Consider the following 13,600-nt stretch of genomic DNA (forward strand, 5'->3'; position numbering starts at 1 on the left):
ATGCACCTATTTTCTAGCCCTTACTTGGAGTAGAGCTCGACAATCAGGTTTTCGTTGATGTCGGCAGACAGGTCGCTGCGAGCAGGAACGTTCTTGAAAACGCCCGACTTTTTAGCAGCATCTACGTCTACCCACTCAACGCGGCCACGCTGGGCGCACAGTTCAAGGGCTTGAACAATGCGCAGCTGGTTCGACGACTTCTCGCGAACCGCGACCACGTCACCCGGACGAACTTGGTAGGATGGAATGTTTACAGTCTTACCGTTGACGCTGATCGCTTTGTGCGAAACCAGCTGACGGGACTCGGAACGAGTCGAGCCGAAGCCCATACGGTAGACGACGTTATCCAGACGGCACTCGAGCAGTTGCAGCAGGTTCTCACCAGTTGCGCCTTTTTTCGAGGCAGCAGCTTGGTAGTAACCGCGGAACTGACGCTCCAGAACACCGTAGATACGACGGACTTTTTGTTTCTCGCGCAGCTGGGTACCGTAGTCGGACTGACGGCCACGGCGCTGGCCGTGGATACCTGGGGCTGCTTCGATGTTGCACTTCGATTCCAGAGCGCGAACGCCGCTCTTCAGGAACAGGTCAGTGCCTTCACGGCGAGACAGTTTGCATTTTGGACCAATGTAACGTGCCATTTATCTGTCTCCTGATTACACGCGACGCTTCTTCGGCGGACGGCACCCGTTGTGCGGGATAGGCGTCACGTCGGTGATGCTGGCGATCTTGTAGCCGCAGCTGTTCAGCGCACGAACGGCGGACTCACGACCTGGACCTGGACCCTTGACGTTAACGTCGAGGTTCTTCAGACCATATTCCAGCGCAGCTTGACCAGCACGTTCAGCAGCGATCTGAGCTGCGAACGGGGTGGATTTGCGCGAACCACGGAAACCCGAACCACCGGAGGTAGCCCAGGACAACGCGTTGCCCTGACGGTCGGTGATGGTCACGATGGTGTTGTTGAAAGACGCATGGATGTGGGCGATGCCATCAACCACTGTCTTTTTGACTTTCTTACGAGGACGAGCAGCAGGTTTTGCCATGTCTATATTCCTGGGCGATTACTTGCGGATCGGCTTACGCGGGCCCTTACGGGTGCGTGCGTTGGTCTTGGTGCGCTGACCGCGAACCGGCAGACCTTTACGATGACGCAGGCCGCGGTAGCAACCCAGGTCCATCAAGCGTTTGATCTTCATGTTGATGTCACGACGCAGGTCACCTTCAGTGGTGAACTTCGCGACTTCGCCACGCAGGATTTCGATTTGCTCGTCGCTCAGATCCTTGATCTTAGCGGCTGGGTTGACACCAGCGTCTGCACAGATCTTCTGTGCAGTAGTGCGACCGACACCATAGATGTAGGTCAGCGAGATAACAGTATGCTTGTTATCTGGAATGTTGACGCCTGCAATACGGGCCATTCAGTGGGACTCCAATTGACAGCTACCTACGCCCCGGAAGCCAAGAAATAGGGCGCGAGATAATATCGCTGTAGAAACGAATAATCAACCCAGCAGCACACTAGCTGCTGGGTTTGAAGCGCAGATCACACTCAGCCTTGGCGCTGTTTGTGACGCGGTTCCGCGCTGCAGATCACTCGTACGACGCCTTCGCGACGAATGATTTTGCAGTTGCGGCACAGCTTTTTCACCGATGCACGAACTTTCATTACCGACTCCTCGAACCTTAGGGGCGTATCAGCGCAGCAGACCGCTGCCACCGTAGCCTTTCAGGTTGGCTTTCTTCATCAGGGATTCGTACTGGTGCGAAACGAGGTGCGATTGTACTTGGGACATGAAGTCCATCACAACCACTACCACAATCAGCAACGAGGTCCCGCCAAGGTAGAACGGCACATTTGCTGCCACCACCAGGAACTGGGGCAGAAGGCAGACGGCCATCATGTAAAGAGCACCGAACATGGTCAGACGAGTCAGAACGCCATCAATGTAGCGTGCCGACTGCTCACCAGGACGGATACCCGGAATAAAGGCACCGGACTTCTTCAGGTTTTCCGCTACGTCTTTCGGGTTGAACATCAGCGCTGTGTAGAAGAAGCAGAAGAAAATGATCCCTGCACTAAACAGCAGAATGTTCAACGGCTGACCAGGAGCGATCGACTGCGAGATGTCCTGCAGCCAGCCCATACCTTCGGACTGACCGAACCAGGCACCCAGCGAAGCCGGGAACAGCAGAATGCTGCTCGCGAAGATGGCCGGGATAACCCCTGCCATGTTCACTTTCAACGGCAAGTGGCTGGTCTGCGCAGCGAAGACCTTACGGCCCTGCTGACGCTTGGCGTAGTGAACGGCGATACGACGCTGACCACGCTCGATGAACACCACGAAACCGATAATCGCTACTGCCAGCAAACCGATAGCGACCAGGGCGAAGATGTTGATATCGCCTGTGCGTGCAGACTCGAAAGACTGCCCGATTGCTCTCGGAAGACCGGCAACGATACCTGCGAAGATCAACATCGAGATACCGTTGCCCACACCGCGCTCGGTGATCTGCTCGCCCAGCCACATCATGAACATCGCGCCAGCCACGAACGTGGAGACGGCAACGACATGGAAGCCCAGGCCTACAGAAAACGCCACGCCCTGGTTGGCCAGGCCAATGGACATGCCAATGGCTTGAACCAGTGCCAGGATAACGGTGCCGTAGCGGGTGTACTGGCTGATCTTGCGACGGCCAGCTTCACCTTCCTTCTTCAACTGCTCCAGTTGCGGGCTGACCGCAGTCATCAGCTGCATGATGATCGATGCCGAGATATACGGCATGATCCCCAGTGCAAAGATGCTCATGCGCTCGAGCGCGCCACCGGAAAACATGTTGAACAAGCTAAGAATGGTCCCCTCATTCTGCCGAAACAGATCCGCCAGACGGTCTGGATTGATGCCAGGAACCGGGATATGCGCACCTATCCGATAGACGATGATCGCCATGAACAGAAAGCGCAGACGAGCCCAGAGTTCCGACATCCCGCCCTTACCGAGCGAAGAGAGAGCACCTTGCTTAGCCATTTATTCCTCGAACTTGCCGCCAGCTGCTTCGATAGCCGCACGCGCACCCTTGGTGGCTGCGATACCCTTGATGGTGACTGCGCGAGTGACTTCGCCAGACAGCATGATTTTCACACGCTGGACGTTCTGGCCGATCACGTTGGCATCCTTCAGGGATTGCACGGAGACCACGTCGCCTTCCACCTTGGCCAGCTCGGACAGACGCACTTCTGCGCGGTCCATGGCTTTCAGGGAAACGAAGCCGAACTTCGGCAGGCGACGGTGCAGCGGCTGTTGACCGCCTTCGAAGCCCGGAGCGATCGAACCACCCGAACGGGAAGTCTGACCTTTGTGGCCACGGCCGCCAGTCTTACCCAGACCGCTACCGATACCACGACCCGGACGATGCTTTTCGCGACGGGAACCCGGCGCTGGACTCAGATCATTGAGTTTCATCGATTAACCCTCGACGCGCAGCATGTAGTAAGCCTTGTTGATCATCCCGCGGTTCTCGGGAGTATCCTGGACTTCTACAGTGTGACCGATGCGACGCAGACCCAGGCCTTTAACGCACAGTTTGTGGTTAGGCAGACGGCCGGCGGTGCTTTTGATCAGCGTTACTTTTACGGTTGCCATGATCAGATGATCTCCTCAACGCTCTTGCCGCGCTTGGCAGCAATGGACTCAGGAGATTGCATGGCTTTCAGACCCTTGAAGGTGGCGTAAACTACGTTCACTGGGTTGGTCGAACCGTAGCACTTGGCCAGGACGTTCTGAACGCCAGCAACTTCCAGGACGGCACGCATGGCGCCGCCGGCGATGATACCGGTACCTTCCGAGGCAGGCTGCATGTAAACCTTCGAGGCGCCGTGGGCGGCCTTGGTGGCGTACTGCAGGGTGGTGCCTTTCAGGTCAACCTGAATCATGTTGCGACGAGCAGCTTCCATGGCTTTCTGGATCGCGGCAGGTACTTCGCGCGATTTGCCACGGCCGAAACCAACACGACCCTTGCCATCACCAACCACGGTCAGCGCGGTGAAGGTGAAGATACGGCCGCCTTTAACGGTTTTAGCTACGCGGTTAACTTGAACCAGCTTCTCGATGTAGCCTTCGTCGCGCTTTTGATCGTTATTTGCCATAACTTAGAACTCCAGCCCGCCTTCACGAGCAGCATCAGCCAGCGCTTTGACGCGGCCGTGGTACTTGAAGCCGGAACGGTCAAAGGCAACTTGAGATACACCGGCGGCTTTCGCACGCTCAGCTACCAGCTTGCCAACCTTAGTGGCCGCGTCGATGTTGCCGGTGGCGCCATCACGCAGTTCTTTGTCCAAGGTCGAGGCGCTTGCCAGAACCTTGCTGCCGTCGGCCGAAATGACCTGGGCATAGATGTGCTGCGAGGAGCGGAACACGCAGAGACGCACGACTTCGAGTTCGTGCATTTTCAGGCGTGCTTTGCGAGCGCGACGCAGTCGAGTAACTTTTTTGTCGGTCATTTGCTAGGCCCTACTTCTTCTTGGCTTCTTTACGACGGACTACTTCGTCCGCGTAACGCACACCCTTGCCTTTGTAAGGCTCTGGCGGACGGAAGTCGCGGATTTCAGCGGCCACCTGACCCACCAGCTGCTTATCGATACCCTTGATCAGGATGTCGGTCTGGCTTGGGGTTTCAGCGGTGATACCGGCTGGCAGTTCGTAGTCCACTGGGTGCGAGAAGCCCAGAGCCAGGTTCAGAACGGTGCCTTTAGCCTGTGCCTTGTAACCAACACCGACCAGCTGGAGCTTACGCTCGAAGCCTTGGCTTACGCCTTGGACCATGTTGTTGACCAGAGCACGGGTAGTACCGGCCATGGCGCGAGCTTGCTGGTCACCATTGCGAGCGACGAAACGCAGCTCGCCAGACTCTTCGGTAACTTCAACAGACGAGTGAACATTCAGTTCGAGAGTGCCTTTGGCACCCTTAACCGAAAGCTGTTGGCCGGCGAATTTGACTTCGACACCAGCTGGCAGCTTAACGGGGTTCTTAGCGACGCGAGACATGCCTATCTCCCCTTAGAACACTGTGCACAGAACTTCGCCGCCGACACCGGCAGCGCGCGCAGCGCGATCAGTCATCACACCTTTGTTGGTGGAGACGATAGACACGCCCAGACCGCCACGTACTTTCGGCAGGTCAGAGACGGACTTGTACTGGCGCAGGCCTGGACGGCTGGAGCGCTTCAGCTCCTCGATGACCGGACGGCCTTCGAAGTACTTCAGTTCGATCGACAGGGAAGGCTTGGCTTCGCCACTGACCTGGTAGCCAGCGATGTAACCTTCGTCCTTCAGAACTTTGGCAACCGCGACCTTCAGGGTGGAGGAAGGCATGCTTACGACGGACTTTTCAGCCATCTGGGCATTACGGATGCGAGTTAGCATGTCCGCTAACGGGTCCTGCATACTCATGGGCTAGATGCTCCTGATACAAGAATTATTAGCCTTGCGGCTATCACAACCACCCGAGCAGGCAGGGCAAAAAACCCAGGCTCAGGTGAGCCGGTCATTCTAGACACAAGACAGAAACGAAACAAGCCCCGTATAGGGGCTTGTTTGTTGGCGAGGTCACCGACGGTCGGAAGATTGCTCCCCTTCCGCCGGGATCACACCTGCAGCGATTACCAGGAGGCTTTGACCAGGCCTGGTACGTCGCCGCGCATTGCAGCTTGACGCAGCATGTTACGGCCCAGGCCGAACTTACGGTATACACCGTGAGGACGACCGGTCAGGCGGCAACGGTTGCGCAGGCGCGAAGCGCTGGCGTCACGTGGCTGTTTCTGCAGAGCGACTACGGCAGCGAAACGCTCTTCTGGAGAGGCGTTCAGGTTGACGATGGTCGCTTTCAGCTCGGCACGCTTCTTAGCGTACTTGGCTACCGTGAGCTGACGCTTCAGCTCGCGGTTCTTCATGCTCTTCTTGGCCATTTTCCTACTCCAATCAGTTGCGGAACGGGAATTTGAAAGCACGCAGCAGTGCGCGGCCTTCATCATCCGTACGAGCAGTGGTGGTCAGGGTAATGTCCAGACCGCGCAGAGCATCGATCTTGTCGTAATCGATTTCCGGGAAGATGATCTGCTCTTTCACGCCCATGCTGTAGTTGCCACGACCGTCGAAGGACTTGGCGTTCAGGCCGCGGAAGTCGCGAACCCGAGGCAGGGAGATCGCCAGCAGGCGGTCCAGGAACTCGTACATCTTGTCGCGACGCAGGGTCACCTTGACACCGATCGGCCAACCTTCACGGACTTTGAAGCCCGCGATGGATTTACGAGCGAAAGTCACAACTGGCTTTTGACCAGTGATCTTTTCCAGGTCGGCAACAGCGTGCTCGATGACTTTCTTGTCACCGATCGCTTCGCCCAGGCCCATGTTCAGGGTGATCTTGGTTACGCGCGGAACTTCCATCACGTTCGAAAGCTTAAGTTCTTCCTTAAGCTTGGGAGCGATTTCGTTCCGGTAAATCTCTTTCAGTCGTGCCATTGTCTTCTACCTAGCAGTGTTCAAGCATCAACCGCTTTCTGGGTCGACTTGAAGACACGAATTTTCTTGCCGTCTTCAACTTTGAAGCCAACGCGGTCTGCCTTGTTGGTTTCGCTGTTGAAAATGGCAACGTTGGAAGCGTGCAGAGGCGCTTCTTTTTCGACGATACCGCCCTGTACGCCCGCCATCGGGTTAGGCTTGGTATGACGCTTGACCAGGTTGACACCGCCAACGACCAGACGGTCGTCAGCGAGAACCTTCAGCACCTTACCGCGCTTACCTTTGTCTTTGCCGGCGATCACGATGATCTCGTCATCACGACGAATCTTTTGCATGTCGGATCTCCTTACAGCACTTCAGGGGCGAGCGAGACGATCTTCATGAACTTCTCAGTACGAAGTTCACGGGTCACTGGCCCGAAGATGCGAGTGCCGATCGGCTCTTGCTTGTTGTTCAGCAGAACAGCAGCGTTGCCGTCGAAACGAATGATGGAACCGTCAGCGCGACGTACACCGTGACGGGTACGGACGACAACAGCAGTCATCACCTGGCCTTTTTTGACCTTACCGCGCGGAATTGCTTCCTTGACGGTTACCTTGATGATGTCACCGATACCGGCGTAACGACGGTGCGAACCGCCGAGCACCTTGATGCACATGACGCGACGAGCGCCGCTGTTATCGGCCACATCGAGCATGGATTGAGTCTGAATCATAAAATTTCTCCGACCCTTAGCCCTTAGACTTCAACAGCGCGTTCGAGGACTTCAACCAGTGCCCAGGACTTCGTCTTGGCCAGCGGACGGGTTTCACGGATGGAAACCTTGTCGCCGATCTTGCACTGGTTGGCTTCGTCGTGCGCGTGCAGCTTAGTCGAACGCTTAACGTATTTACCGTAGATCGGGTGCTTAACGCGACGCTCGATCAGAACGGTGATGGTCTTGTCCATTTTGTCGCTGACGACACGGCCAGTCAGCGTACGGACGGTTTTTTCAGCTTCAGCCATGATCACTTACCTGCCTGCTGGTTGAGCACAGTTTTCACGCGAGCGATGTCACGCTTAACTTGCGAGAGCAGGTGCGACTGCCCCAACTGGCCAGTTGCTTTCTGCATACGCAGATTGAACTGGTCGCGCAGCAAGCCGAGCAGTTGCTCATTCAGTTGCTGTGCCGATTTTTCACGAAGTTCATTCGCTTTCATCACATCACCGTCCGCTTAACAAAGGAGGTGGCGAGAGGCAGCTTTGCAGCGGCCAGAGCGAAAGCTTCGCGCGCCAGCTCTTCAGAAACACCCTCGATTTCGTACAGGACTTTGCCTGGCTGAATCTGGGCAACCCAGTATTCCACGGAACCCTTACCTTTACCCATACGAACCTCGAGAGGTTTCTTGGAGATCGGCTTGTCCGGGAACACACGGATCCAGATCTTACCGCCACGTTTTACGTGACGGGTCAGCGCACGACGTGCGGACTCGATCTGGCGAGCGGTGAGGCGACCGCGAGCAACAGCCTTCAGGGCGAATTCGCCGAAGCTGACTTTGCTACCGCGCAGTGCCAGACCACGGTTGTGGCCGGTCATCTGCTTGCGGAATTTTGTACGCTTTGGTTGCAACATTTGGCGTACCCCTTACTTAGCAGCTTTTTTACGAGGCGCTGGTGCTTGTGGTTTCAGTTCTTCTTGGCGACCACCAATAACTTCGCCTTTGAAGATCCAAACCTTCACACCGATCACACCGTAGGTGGTGTGAGCTTCGTAGGTGTTGTAGTCGATATCGGCACGCAGGGTGTGCAGAGGCACACGACCTTCGCGATACCACTCGGTACGAGCAATCTCAGCACCGCCGAGACGACCGCTCACCTGGATCTTGATGCCCTTGGCACCAATACGCATGGCGTTCTGAACGGCGCGCTTCATGGCGCGACGGAACATTACGCGGCGCTCCAGCTGCTGAGCTACGCTCTGCGCAACCAGCATAGCGTCGAGTTCCGGCTTGCGGATCTCTTCGATGTTGATGTGCACAGGCACACCCATCTGCTTGGTCAGGTCCTGACGCAGCTTCTCGACATCTTCACCTTTCTTACCGATAACGATACCGGGACGAGCGGTGTGGATGGTGATGCGTGCAGTTTGAGCCGGACGATGAATATCGATACGGCTTACGGACGCGCTTTTTAGTTTGTCCTGGAGGTACTCACGCGTTTTCAGATCCTTCAACAGGTAATCTGCGTAAGTAGCACCGTCTGCGTACCAGACGGAGGTGTGCTCCTTGACGATTCCCAGGCGAATGCCAGTGGGATGTACTTTCTGACCCATCTGATCGACTCCGTTACTTGTCCGCAACCTTGACAGTGATATGGCAAGACCGCTTGACGATGCGATCAGCACGGCCTTTGGCACGTGGCATGATGCGCTTCAGCGAACGCCCTTCGTTGACGAAGACGGTGGAGACCTTCAGGTCATCAACGTCTGCGCCTTCGTTGTGTTCGGCGTTGGCAACGGCCGACTCGAGGACTTTCTTCATGATTTCAGCGGCTTTTTTGCTGCTGAAGGCCAACAGGTTGAGCGCTTCGCCCACCTTCTTCCCGCGGATCTGGTCGGCGACCAAGCGGGCTTTCTGGGCGGAGATGCGAGCGCCCGACAACTTAGCGGCTACTTCCATTTCCTTACCCCTTAACGCTTGGCTTTCTTGTCAGCCACGTGCCCGCGATAGGTGCGGGTACCGGCGAACTCGCCCAGTTTGTGGCCGACCATGTCTTCGTTCACCAGAACTGGGACGTGTTGACGACCGTTGTGTACCGCGATGGTCAGACCGACCATTTGTGGCAGGATCATCGAACGGCGCGACCAGGTTTTAACTGGCTTGCGATCGTTCTTCTCCACCGCCACTTCGATCTTCTTCAGAAGGTGAAGATCGATAAAAGGACCTTTTTTCAGAGAACGTGGCACTGTCGTATCCCTCTAGTTACTTGCGACGACGGACGATCATGTTGTCGGTACGCTTATTACCACGAGTCTTAGCACCCTTGGTTGGGAAGCCCCATGGCGATACCGGATGACGACCACCGGAGGTACGACCTTCACCACCACCATGTGGGTGGTCAACCGGGTTCATGGCAACACCACGAACGGTTGGGCGAACGCCGCGCCAGCGTTTGGCACCAGCTTTACCCAGCGAGCGCAGGCTGTGCTCGGAGTTCGAGACTTCGCCCAGGGTCGCACGGCACTCAGCCAGTACTTTGCGCATCTCACCGGAGCGCAGACGCAGAGTCACGTAGACGCCTTCACGAGCGATCAGCTGAGCCGAAGCACCAGCGGAACGAGCGATCTGAGCACCTTTACCCGGCTTCAGTTCGACGCCGTGAACGGTGCTACCTACTGGGATGTTGCGCAGTTGCAGGGAGTTACCGGCCTTGATTGGGGCCAGGGCACCTGCGATCAGCTGGTCGCCAGCGCTCACGCCTTTAGGGGCGATGATGTAGCGACGCTCGCCGTCTGCGTAGCACAGCAGGGCGATGTGAGCAGTACGGTTCGGATCGTATTCGATACGCTCGACAGTGGCTGGAATGCCATCTTTGTCGTTGCGACGGAAGTCGACCAGACGGTAATGCTGCTTGTGACCACCACCAACGTGACGAGTGGTGATGCGGCCATTGTTGTTACGACCACCAGACTTCGATTTTTTCTCGATCAGCGGTGCGTGAGGAGCGCCTTTGTGCAGCTCCTGGTTGACCACCTTGACCACGAAACGGCGGCCAGGGGAAGTCGGTTTGCATTTAACGATTGCCATGATGCACCCCTTCCTTACTCAGCACTGCTGCTGAAATCGAGATCTTGGCCTGGCTGAAGGGAGACGATCGCCTTCTTCCAGTCATTACGCTTGCCCAGACCACGTGCGGTACGCTTGGTTTTACCCAGAACGTTAACGGTCGACACGTTTTCAACTTTTACGTTGAACAGGCCTTCGACAGCTTTCTTGATTTCCAGCTTGGTTGCATCGGTAGCAACCTTGAATACGAACTGGCCTTTTTTCTCAGCCAGAACGGTAGCCTTCTCGGAAACGTGCGGGCCAAGGAGGACTTTAAATACGCGTTCCTGGTTCATCCCAGCAGCTCCTCGAATTTCTTCACGGCCGAGACAGTGATCAACACTTTCTCGTATGCGATCAGACTGACCGGGTCGGAACCTTGAACGTCACGTACATCTACGTGCGGCAGGTTGCGAGCAGCCAGGTACAGGTTCTGATCAACAGCGTCCGAAACGATCAGTACGTCGTTCAGACCCATGCCGTTCAGCTTGTTCAGCAGGTCTTTGGTTTTCGGGGCTTCAACAGCGAAGTCCTGAACCACGACCAGACGGTCGCTACGCACCAGCTCAGCGAGGATGGAGCGCAGAGCTGCGCGATACATCTTCTTGTTGAGCTTCTGCGAGTGATCCTGAGGACGAGCTGCGAAGGTAACACCACCGCCACGCCAGATCGGACCACGAGTGGTACCAGCACGAGCACGGCCAGTACCCTTCTGACGCCATGGGCGCTTACCGCCACCAGCCACGTCGGAACGGGTCTTCTGCTGCTTGGTGCCCTGACGGCCGCCGGCCATGTAGGCCACGACTGCTTGGTGTACCAGCGTCTCGTTGAATTCGCCACCGAAGGTCAGTTCGGAAACTTCGATCGCCTGAGCGTCATTTACATTGAGTTGCATGTCAGTTTCCCCTTAACCGCGAGCCTTGACAGCTGGACGAACAATCACGTCGCCGCCAGTAGCGCCCGGAACGGCACCCTTGACCAGCAGCAGATTGCGCTCAGCGTCTACACGCACTACTTCCAGGGACTGAACAGTCACGCGCTCGGCGCCCATGTGACCGGACATTTTCTTGCCCTTGAACACACGACCAGGAGTCTGGCACTGGCCGATGGAGCCTGGGACACGGTGCGACACGGAGTTACCGTGGGTGTTGTCCTGACCACGGAAGTTCCAGCGCTTGATGGTACCGGCGAAGCCTTTACCTTTGGACTGACCAGTAACGTCTACCAGCTGGCCTGCAGCGAAGAGTTCAGCTTTGATCGAGTCGCCAGCCTGGAACTCGCCTTCTTCAAGACGGAACTCCCAGACACCGCGACCAGCGGCAACGTTCGCTTTAGCGAAGTGACCTGCCTGAGCGGCAGTCACGCGCGAAGCACGACGCTCGCCGACAGTGACTTGCACTGCACGGTAGCCATCGGTTTCTTCAGTTTTGAACTGGGTGACGCGATTCGGCTCGATCTCAATGACCGTGACCGGAATGGAGACACCTTCTTCGGTGAAAATGCGGGTCATACCGCACTTGCGACCGACTACACCAATAGTCATGTTGTAAACCTCATGAGTGTACGGGGCTTTCACCCGCTATGGCCGCCCATTTCAGAGCGTTACACGACCAGACCGAAGTCTTAGCCGAGGCTGATCTGCACTTCCACGCCTGCCGCGAGATCAAGCTTCATCAGCGCATCAACGGTTTTATCCGTTGGCTGGACGATGTCCAGAACACGCTTATGAGTGCGAATCTCGTACTGATCACGCGCGTCTTTGTTGACGTGCGGGGAGACCAGAACGGTGAAACGCTCTTTGCGGGTAGGCAGTGGAATTGGACCACGCACTTGTGCACCAGTACGTTTCGCGGTTTCCACGATTTCCTGGGTGGATTGGTCGATCAGGCGATGGTCGAAAGCCTTCAACCTGATACGGATTTGCTGATTTTGCATTGGATTTCAGACTCCAGGCTGTTCCCATCGGGCGCACTACGCCCGTTAAAAGGAGGCGTGATTCTATAGACGCCCCCATTTAGTGTCAACCCAATAAAAAAAGCCCCCGCTGAGCGGGGGCTTTTTCAATCGACCGAGTGATTACTCGATGATTTTGGCTACGACGCCGGCGCCGACGGTACGACCGCCTTCACGGATAGCGAAGCGCAGACCGTCTTCCATTGCGATGGTCTTGATCAGGGTGACAGTCATCTGAATGTTGTCACCTGGCATTACCATTTCAACGCCTTCCGGCAGTTCGCAGTTACCGGTCACGTCAGTGGTACGGAAGTAGAACTGAGGACGGTAGCCTTTGAAGAACGGAGTGTGACGACCGCCTTCTTCCTTCGACAGAACGTAGACTTCTGCGGTGAACTTGGTGTGCGGCTTGACCGAACCTGGCTTGACCAGAACCTGGCCACGCTCAACGTCGTCACGCTTGGTACCACGCAGCAGAACGCCGCAGTTCTCGCCAGCACGACCTTCGTCCAGCAGCTTGCGGAACATCTCGACACCGGTGCAGGTGGTGGTCGAAGTTTCACGCAGACCAACGATTTCCAGCGGGTCTTGAACGCGAACGATACCACGCTCGATACGACCGGTAACAACGGTACCACGACCCGAGATCGAGAATACGTCTTCGATCGGCATCAGGAACGGCTGGTCAACGGCACGAACTGGCTCAGGAATGTAGGCATCCAGAGTTTCTACCAGCTTCTTGACAGCGGTAGTGCCCATTTCGTTGTCGTCTTTGCCTTCCAGCGCCATACGAGCCGAACCGATGATGATCGGAGTGTCGTCGCCTGGGAAGTCGTAGGTGGACAGCAGGTCGCGAACTTCCATCTCGACCAGTTCCAGCAGCTCAGCGTCGTCTACCAGGTCAGCCTTGTTCAGGAAGACCACGATGTACGGAACGCCAACCTGACGGGACAGCAGGATGTGCTCACGGGTTTGTGGCATCGGACCATCGGCGGCCGAGCAAACCAGGATCGCGCCGTCCATCTGGGCAGCACCGGTGATCATGTTCTTCACGTAGTCAGCGTGACCTGGGCAGTCAACGTGAGCGTAGTGACGAATGTTCGAGTTGTACTCGACGTGAGCGGTGTTGATGGTGATACCGCGCGCTTTTTCTTCCGGAGCCGAGTCGATCTTGTCGAACTCAACGACTGCCGAACCGAAAACTTCGGAGCAGACGCGAGTCAGAGCTGCGGTCAGAGTGGTCTTACCGTGGTCAACGTGGCCGATGGTGCCGACGTTAACGTGGGGAAGGGAACGATCAAATTTTTCTTTAGCCACGACAGTGAA

General features: G+C 56.4%; 27 protein-coding genes. All 27 read right to left on the reverse strand.

Annotated elements, in window-relative coordinates; genetic code table 11:
* Positions 1–20 precede the first annotated feature (20 nt).
* The gene (rpsD, locus tag P3R38_RS22420; RefSeq protein ID WP_023382623.1) at positions 21–641 is read right to left on the reverse strand and encodes a 30S ribosomal protein S4; all 621 of its coding nucleotides are present in this window, start codon (positions 639–641) and stop codon (positions 21–23) included.
* Between the two features lie 15 nt (positions 642–656).
* Complete coding sequence (rpsK, locus tag P3R38_RS22425) at positions 657–1,046, reverse strand: 30S ribosomal protein S11 (protein WP_003255454.1); 390 nt, start codon at positions 1,044–1,046, stop codon at positions 657–659.
* 18 nt (positions 1,047–1,064) lie between these two features.
* Positions 1,065–1,421, reverse strand: coding sequence for a 30S ribosomal protein S13 (gene rpsM / locus P3R38_RS22430; RefSeq protein WP_023382624.1), 357 nt, complete (start codon positions 1,419–1,421; stop codon positions 1,065–1,067).
* A 131-nt stretch (positions 1,422–1,552) separates the two neighbouring features.
* Positions 1,553–1,669, reverse strand: coding sequence for a 50S ribosomal protein L36 (rpmJ, locus tag P3R38_RS22435; RefSeq protein ID WP_002555468.1), 117 nt, complete (start codon positions 1,667–1,669; stop codon positions 1,553–1,555).
* A gap of 28 nt (positions 1,670–1,697) precedes the next feature.
* Positions 1,698–3,029, reverse strand: a complete 1,332-nt coding sequence (secY, locus tag P3R38_RS22440; protein WP_003257108.1) for a preprotein translocase subunit SecY — start codon at positions 3,027–3,029, stop codon at positions 1,698–1,700.
* Entirely contained in the window at positions 3,030–3,464 is a 435-nt protein-coding gene (rplO, locus tag P3R38_RS22445) for a 50S ribosomal protein L15 (protein ID WP_023382625.1), read from the reverse strand.
* Between the two features lie 3 nt (positions 3,465–3,467).
* On the reverse strand, positions 3,468–3,644 hold the full coding sequence (gene rpmD, locus P3R38_RS22450; protein ID WP_009397493.1) for a 50S ribosomal protein L30: 177 nt from the start codon (positions 3,642–3,644) through the stop codon (positions 3,468–3,470).
* Between the two features lie 2 nt (positions 3,645–3,646).
* Complete coding sequence (gene rpsE / locus P3R38_RS22455; RefSeq protein ID WP_023382626.1) at positions 3,647–4,147, reverse strand: 30S ribosomal protein S5; 501 nt, start codon at positions 4,145–4,147, stop codon at positions 3,647–3,649.
* Positions 4,148–4,150: 3 nt separating this feature from the next.
* Positions 4,151–4,501, reverse strand: a complete 351-nt coding sequence (rplR, locus tag P3R38_RS22460) for a 50S ribosomal protein L18 (RefSeq protein ID WP_009397496.1) — start codon at positions 4,499–4,501, stop codon at positions 4,151–4,153.
* A gap of 10 nt (positions 4,502–4,511) precedes the next feature.
* The gene (gene rplF, locus P3R38_RS22465) at positions 4,512–5,045 is read right to left on the reverse strand and encodes a 50S ribosomal protein L6 (protein ID WP_009681972.1); all 534 of its coding nucleotides are present in this window, start codon (positions 5,043–5,045) and stop codon (positions 4,512–4,514) included.
* Positions 5,046–5,057: 12 nt separating this feature from the next.
* Positions 5,058–5,450, reverse strand: a complete 393-nt coding sequence (gene rpsH / locus P3R38_RS22470; RefSeq protein ID WP_023382627.1) for a 30S ribosomal protein S8 — start codon at positions 5,448–5,450, stop codon at positions 5,058–5,060.
* Between the two features lie 209 nt (positions 5,451–5,659).
* Positions 5,660–5,965 carry a 30S ribosomal protein S14 gene (gene rpsN, locus P3R38_RS22475; protein WP_013970638.1) on the reverse strand — a complete coding sequence of 102 codons (306 nt, stop codon included), beginning with the start codon at positions 5,963–5,965 and terminating at the stop codon, positions 5,660–5,662.
* A 13-nt stretch (positions 5,966–5,978) separates the two neighbouring features.
* Positions 5,979–6,518 carry a 50S ribosomal protein L5 gene (rplE, locus tag P3R38_RS22480; protein WP_023382628.1) on the reverse strand — a complete coding sequence of 180 codons (540 nt, stop codon included), beginning with the start codon at positions 6,516–6,518 and terminating at the stop codon, positions 5,979–5,981.
* Positions 6,519–6,538: 20 nt separating this feature from the next.
* Positions 6,539–6,853 (reverse strand): 50S ribosomal protein L24, encoded by a 315-nt coding sequence (rplX, locus tag P3R38_RS22485; RefSeq protein WP_023382629.1) that lies wholly within the window; start codon positions 6,851–6,853, stop codon positions 6,539–6,541.
* A gap of 11 nt (positions 6,854–6,864) precedes the next feature.
* Positions 6,865–7,233: a 50S ribosomal protein L14 gene (rplN, locus tag P3R38_RS22490; RefSeq protein ID WP_002555479.1), complete on the reverse strand. Its 369-nt coding sequence runs from the start codon at positions 7,231–7,233 to the stop codon at positions 6,865–6,867.
* 23 nt (positions 7,234–7,256) lie between these two features.
* On the reverse strand, positions 7,257–7,523 hold the full coding sequence (gene rpsQ / locus P3R38_RS22495) for a 30S ribosomal protein S17 (protein ID WP_003255478.1): 267 nt from the start codon (positions 7,521–7,523) through the stop codon (positions 7,257–7,259).
* Positions 7,524–7,525: 2 nt separating this feature from the next.
* The gene (rpmC, locus tag P3R38_RS22500; RefSeq protein WP_002555481.1) at positions 7,526–7,717 is read right to left on the reverse strand and encodes a 50S ribosomal protein L29; all 192 of its coding nucleotides are present in this window, start codon (positions 7,715–7,717) and stop codon (positions 7,526–7,528) included.
* Positions 7,717–8,130: a 50S ribosomal protein L16 gene (gene rplP / locus P3R38_RS22505; protein WP_003255479.1), complete on the reverse strand. Its 414-nt coding sequence runs from the start codon at positions 8,128–8,130 to the stop codon at positions 7,717–7,719. The genes rpmC and rplP overlap by 1 nt, the downstream gene beginning before the upstream one ends.
* Positions 8,131–8,142: 12 nt before the next feature.
* The gene (rpsC, locus tag P3R38_RS22510; protein ID WP_003255481.1) at positions 8,143–8,829 is read right to left on the reverse strand and encodes a 30S ribosomal protein S3; all 687 of its coding nucleotides are present in this window, start codon (positions 8,827–8,829) and stop codon (positions 8,143–8,145) included.
* Positions 8,830–8,842: 13 nt separating this feature from the next.
* Positions 8,843–9,175, reverse strand: a complete 333-nt coding sequence (gene rplV, locus P3R38_RS22515; protein ID WP_003103908.1) for a 50S ribosomal protein L22 — start codon at positions 9,173–9,175, stop codon at positions 8,843–8,845.
* A gap of 11 nt (positions 9,176–9,186) precedes the next feature.
* Entirely contained in the window at positions 9,187–9,462 is a 276-nt protein-coding gene (gene rpsS, locus P3R38_RS22520; protein ID WP_010486981.1) for a 30S ribosomal protein S19, read from the reverse strand.
* Between the two features lie 16 nt (positions 9,463–9,478).
* A complete protein-coding gene (gene rplB, locus P3R38_RS22525; RefSeq protein WP_023382630.1) occupies positions 9,479–10,303 on the reverse strand; it encodes a 50S ribosomal protein L2 in 825 nt (274 codons plus the stop codon).
* Between the two features lie 14 nt (positions 10,304–10,317).
* The gene (rplW, locus tag P3R38_RS22530; protein ID WP_003255484.1) at positions 10,318–10,617 is read right to left on the reverse strand and encodes a 50S ribosomal protein L23; all 300 of its coding nucleotides are present in this window, start codon (positions 10,615–10,617) and stop codon (positions 10,318–10,320) included.
* Positions 10,614–11,216, reverse strand: coding sequence for a 50S ribosomal protein L4 (gene rplD, locus P3R38_RS22535; protein WP_008089819.1), 603 nt, complete (start codon positions 11,214–11,216; stop codon positions 10,614–10,616). The genes rplW and rplD overlap by 4 nt, the downstream gene beginning before the upstream one ends.
* 12 nt (positions 11,217–11,228) lie before the next feature.
* Entirely contained in the window at positions 11,229–11,864 is a 636-nt protein-coding gene (gene rplC / locus P3R38_RS22540) for a 50S ribosomal protein L3 (RefSeq protein ID WP_023382631.1), read from the reverse strand.
* An 80-nt stretch (positions 11,865–11,944) separates the two neighbouring features.
* Complete coding sequence (rpsJ, locus tag P3R38_RS22545; RefSeq protein WP_003186070.1) at positions 11,945–12,256, reverse strand: 30S ribosomal protein S10; 312 nt, start codon at positions 12,254–12,256, stop codon at positions 11,945–11,947.
* Between the two features lie 141 nt (positions 12,257–12,397).
* Complete coding sequence (gene tuf, locus P3R38_RS22550) at positions 12,398–13,591, reverse strand: elongation factor Tu (protein WP_023382632.1); 1,194 nt, start codon at positions 13,589–13,591, stop codon at positions 12,398–12,400.
* Between the last annotated feature and the right edge of the window lie 9 nt (positions 13,592–13,600).

Origin of the sequence: Pseudomonas sp. NyZ480, from assembly GCF_029537255.1 — a bacterium.
In the GTDB taxonomy this organism is placed as follows: domain Bacteria; phylum Pseudomonadota; class Gammaproteobacteria; order Pseudomonadales; family Pseudomonadaceae; genus Aquipseudomonas; species Aquipseudomonas taiwanensis.

Excerpts from the sequence above, each read along its gene's own strand:
- rpsD (WP_023382623.1), bottom strand. The coding sequence starts at position 641 with ATGGCACGTTACATTGGTCCAAAATGCAAACTGTCTCGCCGTGAAGGC.
- rplE (WP_023382628.1), bottom strand. The coding sequence starts at position 6,518 with ATGGCACGACTGAAAGAGATTTACCGGAACGAAATCGCTCCCAAGCTT.
- rplO (WP_023382625.1), bottom strand. The coding sequence starts at position 3,464 with ATGAAACTCAATGATCTGAGTCCAGCGCCGGGTTCCCGTCGCGAAAAG.
- rplB (WP_023382630.1), bottom strand. The coding sequence starts at position 10,303 with ATGGCAATCGTTAAATGCAAACCGACTTCCCCTGGCCGCCGTTTCGTG.
- rpmC (WP_002555481.1), bottom strand. The coding sequence starts at position 7,717 with ATGAAAGCGAATGAACTTCGTGAAAAATCGGCACAGCAACTGAATGAG.
- rplN (WP_002555479.1), bottom strand. The coding sequence starts at position 7,233 with ATGATTCAGACTCAATCCATGCTCGATGTGGCCGATAACAGCGGCGCT.
- rplV (WP_003103908.1), bottom strand. The coding sequence starts at position 9,175 with ATGGAAGTAGCCGCTAAGTTGTCGGGCGCTCGCATCTCCGCCCAGAAA.
- rpsE (WP_023382626.1), bottom strand. The coding sequence starts at position 4,147 with ATGGCAAATAACGATCAAAAGCGCGACGAAGGCTACATCGAGAAGCTG.
- rpmD (WP_009397493.1), bottom strand. The coding sequence starts at position 3,644 with ATGGCAACCGTAAAAGTAACGCTGATCAAAAGCACCGCCGGCCGTCTG.
- secY (WP_003257108.1), bottom strand. The coding sequence starts at position 3,029 with ATGGCTAAGCAAGGTGCTCTCTCTTCGCTCGGTAAGGGCGGGATGTCG.
- rpsM (WP_023382624.1), bottom strand. The coding sequence starts at position 1,421 with ATGGCCCGTATTGCAGGCGTCAACATTCCAGATAACAAGCATACTGTT.
- rplC (WP_023382631.1), bottom strand. The coding sequence starts at position 11,864 with ATGACTATTGGTGTAGTCGGTCGCAAGTGCGGTATGACCCGCATTTTC.
- rplD (WP_008089819.1), bottom strand. The coding sequence starts at position 11,216 with ATGCAACTCAATGTAAATGACGCTCAGGCGATCGAAGTTTCCGAACTG.
- rpmJ (WP_002555468.1), bottom strand. The coding sequence starts at position 1,669 with ATGAAAGTTCGTGCATCGGTGAAAAAGCTGTGCCGCAACTGCAAAATC.
- rpsJ (WP_003186070.1), bottom strand. The coding sequence starts at position 12,256 with ATGCAAAATCAGCAAATCCGTATCAGGTTGAAGGCTTTCGACCATCGC.
- rplW (WP_003255484.1), bottom strand. The coding sequence starts at position 10,617 with ATGAACCAGGAACGCGTATTTAAAGTCCTCCTTGGCCCGCACGTTTCC.
- rplR (WP_009397496.1), bottom strand. The coding sequence starts at position 4,501 with ATGACCGACAAAAAAGTTACTCGACTGCGTCGCGCTCGCAAAGCACGC.
- rpsK (WP_003255454.1), bottom strand. The coding sequence starts at position 1,046 with ATGGCAAAACCTGCTGCTCGTCCTCGTAAGAAAGTCAAAAAGACAGTG.
- rplF (WP_009681972.1), bottom strand. The coding sequence starts at position 5,045 with ATGTCTCGCGTCGCTAAGAACCCCGTTAAGCTGCCAGCTGGTGTCGAA.
- rpsC (WP_003255481.1), bottom strand. The coding sequence starts at position 8,829 with ATGGGTCAGAAAGTACATCCCACTGGCATTCGCCTGGGAATCGTCAAG.
- rpsQ (WP_003255478.1), bottom strand. The coding sequence starts at position 7,523 with ATGGCTGAAGCTGAAAAAACCGTCCGTACGCTGACTGGCCGTGTCGTC.
- rpsH (WP_023382627.1), bottom strand. The coding sequence starts at position 5,450 with ATGAGTATGCAGGACCCGTTAGCGGACATGCTAACTCGCATCCGTAAT.
- rplX (WP_023382629.1), bottom strand. The coding sequence starts at position 6,853 with ATGCAAAAGATTCGTCGTGATGACGAGATCATCGTGATCGCCGGCAAA.
- rpsN (WP_013970638.1), bottom strand. The coding sequence starts at position 5,965 with ATGGCCAAGAAGAGCATGAAGAACCGCGAGCTGAAGCGTCAGCTCACG.
- rplP (WP_003255479.1), bottom strand. The coding sequence starts at position 8,130 with ATGTTGCAACCAAAGCGTACAAAATTCCGCAAGCAGATGACCGGCCAC.